Source organism: Ramlibacter sp. (assembly GCF_035706265.1).
Lineage (GTDB): Bacteria > Pseudomonadota > Gammaproteobacteria > Burkholderiales > Burkholderiaceae_C > Ramlibacter.
In genome coordinates, this window is sequence record NZ_DASSVG010000006.1 from 1 (window position 1) to 3,132 (window position 3,132).

At 70.7% G+C, this 3,132-nt stretch carries 4 protein-coding genes; 1 reads left to right on the forward strand and 3 read right to left on the reverse strand.

The window, feature by feature from the left end; translation table 11 throughout:
• The 3 genes from VFM98_RS00170 to VFM98_RS00180 all read right to left on the reverse strand — a co-directional run.
• The coding region (locus VFM98_RS00170) for a hypothetical protein (protein WP_325107859.1) at positions 1-1,165 on the reverse strand (1,165 nt) is incomplete at its 3' end.
• Positions 1,166-1,774 (reverse strand): hypothetical protein, encoded by a 609-nt coding sequence (locus VFM98_RS00175; protein ID WP_325107861.1) that lies wholly within the window; start codon positions 1,772-1,774, stop codon positions 1,166-1,168.
• Positions 1,771-2,673 carry a serine hydrolase gene (locus tag VFM98_RS00180; protein WP_325107862.1) on the reverse strand — a complete coding sequence of 301 codons (903 nt, stop codon included), beginning with the start codon at positions 2,671-2,673 and terminating at the stop codon, positions 1,771-1,773. The genes VFM98_RS00175 and VFM98_RS00180 overlap by 4 nt, the downstream gene beginning before the upstream one ends.
• A 98-nt stretch (positions 2,674-2,771) precedes the next feature.
• Between VFM98_RS00180 and VFM98_RS00185 the strand changes: the two genes are divergently transcribed.
• On the forward strand, positions 2,772-3,132 hold a 361-nt coding region (locus VFM98_RS00185; RefSeq protein ID WP_325107863.1), incomplete at its 3' end, for a glutathione S-transferase family protein.

The window sequence follows — 3,132 nt, forward strand, 5'->3', positions numbered from 1 at the left end:
CCAGCGCGATGGCCTCGCGGCCCTGGTCCTCGCGCTCGAACACCACCCCCGACCAGCCGGCCATGCCGACCGGGCTGAGCGTGCGGCCGTCGACGCGCAGCGGCTGGCCGGCGACGGCGTGCATCACCACCCGCTCGTAGCGCGAGCGCGCCAGCCGTGCGGGGGGCGAGGACGCATCCCAGACGCAGCCCTTGCCCACGTTCTCGTAGGCGTCCGGGCGGTCCTCCAGCTCCAGCAGCGAAGGACTGCGCTTGCGCACCACGGCGGCGATCACCCGCAAGCTGTAGGGATCGGAAATGCGGCGGATCGCGTGCCGGAACTGGCGCACGGTGCGCGCCGCGATGGCGCGCAGGCTGAGCACGCCGTCACGTTCGGTCTGCCACATGCCGGCGTCGATGTCGCAGGCGAACGGGTTCTCCGGATAGCAGTTGAAGCGCGCCAGCCAGCCCTTGCGCGACGTGTGGGGCATCGGCTGGAACCCGCTGATGACCGGGATGTCGTGCCGGGCGAGCTCGCCCAGCTCGTAGGTCGGCCAGGTCATGACCTCGCGCACCACGGCGACGATCAGGGTCGCGGCGGCGATCATCAGGTCCGGGCTGGGCGTGAAATCGGAAGTGATCTCGATGCGGTCCTGGCGCGGGCGCACGCCGACGCCGGTGGAACGCCGGTTGGCCGCCAGCAGCATCACCGGCGCGGGCAGGATGTACGTGAGCAGCAGCGCGAGTTGCTCGATCGTGCGCCCATTCGCCGGCTCGCCCGGCGGCAGCTCGAAGGAGACGTTGTAGTGGGCGCTGAAGCCGACCAGCCGCGTCTCGTGGCCCTTGCGCGCATCCCAGGCGTCGAGCTCGCCGCGGATGAACTGCAGCGCCTCCCAGAGCGAGCGCGCAGCACGCGCCGCGCAGGCGCGTTCGATCTCGATCACCGGCGTCGCCACCTCGATGACCCCAGTGTCGAAGTAGACGGCGCCCCCGGTCGGCAGGTGGTAGGACGTGCCCTCGCGGTGCATCAGCTCGCCGCGGATGAAATCGCGCGGGCTGCCGAACAGGCTCTCCGGCCGCGTCGGCTTGCCATCGAGCAGGAGCGAACACTCGGCTTCCAGGCCCATGGCTGCACGGCGCAGCCGCTGGGGTGCGGCGGGTCGCTGCAGCTTCTTCGGGGCCGCCATTCAGCCTGCCTCCGCCGGCCGGGCGCGACCCTCGTCCACCGGGTCGAACACCGTGTAGCCGATGTCGATGTGCAGGTGGTCGTCCGCCTGGCCGTCTTCCTGTCCATAGGGGCGCACCCACACGCCGGGGATGACCCGCCGCGCGATGGCCGCGTACTTCTCGATCTGTTCGCGCGTGTCGAGGAACGTGTCGCCGATGCGGTAGATGTTGGCCGCCGTGCCCCAGCAGTGGCGCGAGGCGCGGCGGCTGAGCGCATGCCCCGGCGAACGGTAGCCGCCGTTGGCCGCGACGTGCACATAGGTGCCGACCTCGAGCCGGAACAGCTCCAGCGCGCCCGCGAGCAGCAGGATGGCGCAGGGAACGTGGCGCGGGAAGGCGCGCGCGGCCGCCGCTTCGCGCACGTCCACGGTCATCAGCTCCGACAGCTTGAAGTGCGGGGTCAGGTTGGTCTCCAGCGCCTGGCTCCACGACTCCACCCGCAGGAAGGACGACGGCAGCACGCGCGCCGCGCCCGACCGGTCCTGCAGCGCCTCGCCGGGGCGCAGCACCTCATGCAGTTGGCGCGGCAACTCCTGCGCGAGCACGAGCGGCAGCGGCAGCGTGCTCATCGCGACTCCTTCGTCATGTACTCGTACACGGCGCGCGAGATGCGCGCGATCGTCTCCTGTCGCGCGTCCACCTCCGGGGCCCACTCGGTGAGGATGACGACGACGTAGGCGTCGCGGCCGCCGAGGTACACGATGCCGGCGTCGTGGGCCACGGTCGATATCTCGCCGGTCTTGTGGGCCACGCGCGCATCCTCCGGCAGGCCGGCGGGAATGCCGCTGCGGAAGCGCTGCTGGTGCAGGATGTCGAGCATCGCCTTCGAGGCTTCAGGCGAGATGGCCTTGCCCTCCTCGATGAGGCGCAGCGCATCGCAGAGGCCGGCGGCCGTCACGCGGTTGTTGAGGCCGGCCTCCCAGGCCGCCTCGTCCTCGACGCCGCGCTGCAGGTCGATGCCGCCCAGGTGCAGGCGCACGAGGCAGTCCCGCGCCGCCTCGACGCCGACCAGGTCGAGCAGCAGGTTGGTGGCGAGATTGCTGCTGGTCACGATCATGTGCTCGGCCAGTTCGTGCACCGTGAGCATGCCGCCCAGCGCCGCGTGCACGTCCGCGTTGGCGTCGCTGCCCTGCGGCACGCGGAAAGGCCGGCGGTCCACCACACTGAGGAAGCGGTTGCGCACATGCACCGGCGAGTCGGCCTCGAAGCGGCCCTGCGCGATGGCGTCGTACACCGCCAGCAGCACCGGCACCTTGATCGTGCTCGCGGCGTGGAACCAGCGGTTGGGGTTCAGCGACCACGTCGTGTGGTGGGCGAAGTCGTAGGCGGCGACCGCGATGGCGGACGCCCGGGCTTCTTCGCCGATGCTGAGGATGGTGTCGCGGAGTGTTGCCTCGGCCATGCTGTCGAACGGATTGGCCGCATGGTCGGACAGCCGCAGCGCGGCAGCGGCAGGGAAACGGCGCAAGCTGGCGTCAGCCGCCGGCGATGGGCCACGGCAGCATCCAGCAGAGCCAGAGCGTTCTGCTAGAGTCCGGCGCGCAGCAGCTTGCAGGAGGTCTGCCGATGTCGCTCGTGCTCTATGGACACCCTTTCTCGTCCTATACGCAGAAGGCGCTGATCGCCCTCTGCGAGAACGGCACGGCGTTCGAATTCCGCTGCATCGACGCGGACCACCCCCAGCATGCGCAGGAGTGGCTGCGGCGCTGGCCCCTGGCCAAGTTCCCGCTGCTCCTTGACGGCGCGCGCGAGCTGGTGGAGACCAGCATCATCATCGAATACCTGCAGCTCGCCCATCCCGGCCCGGTGCGCCTGCTGCCCGCGGACCCGATGGCTGCGCTCGACGTGCGCTTCCTGGACCGCTTCTTCGACCTGCACGTCATGTCGCCGGTGCAGCACGCGGTCTCCGCCGCGCTCACGGGCGATC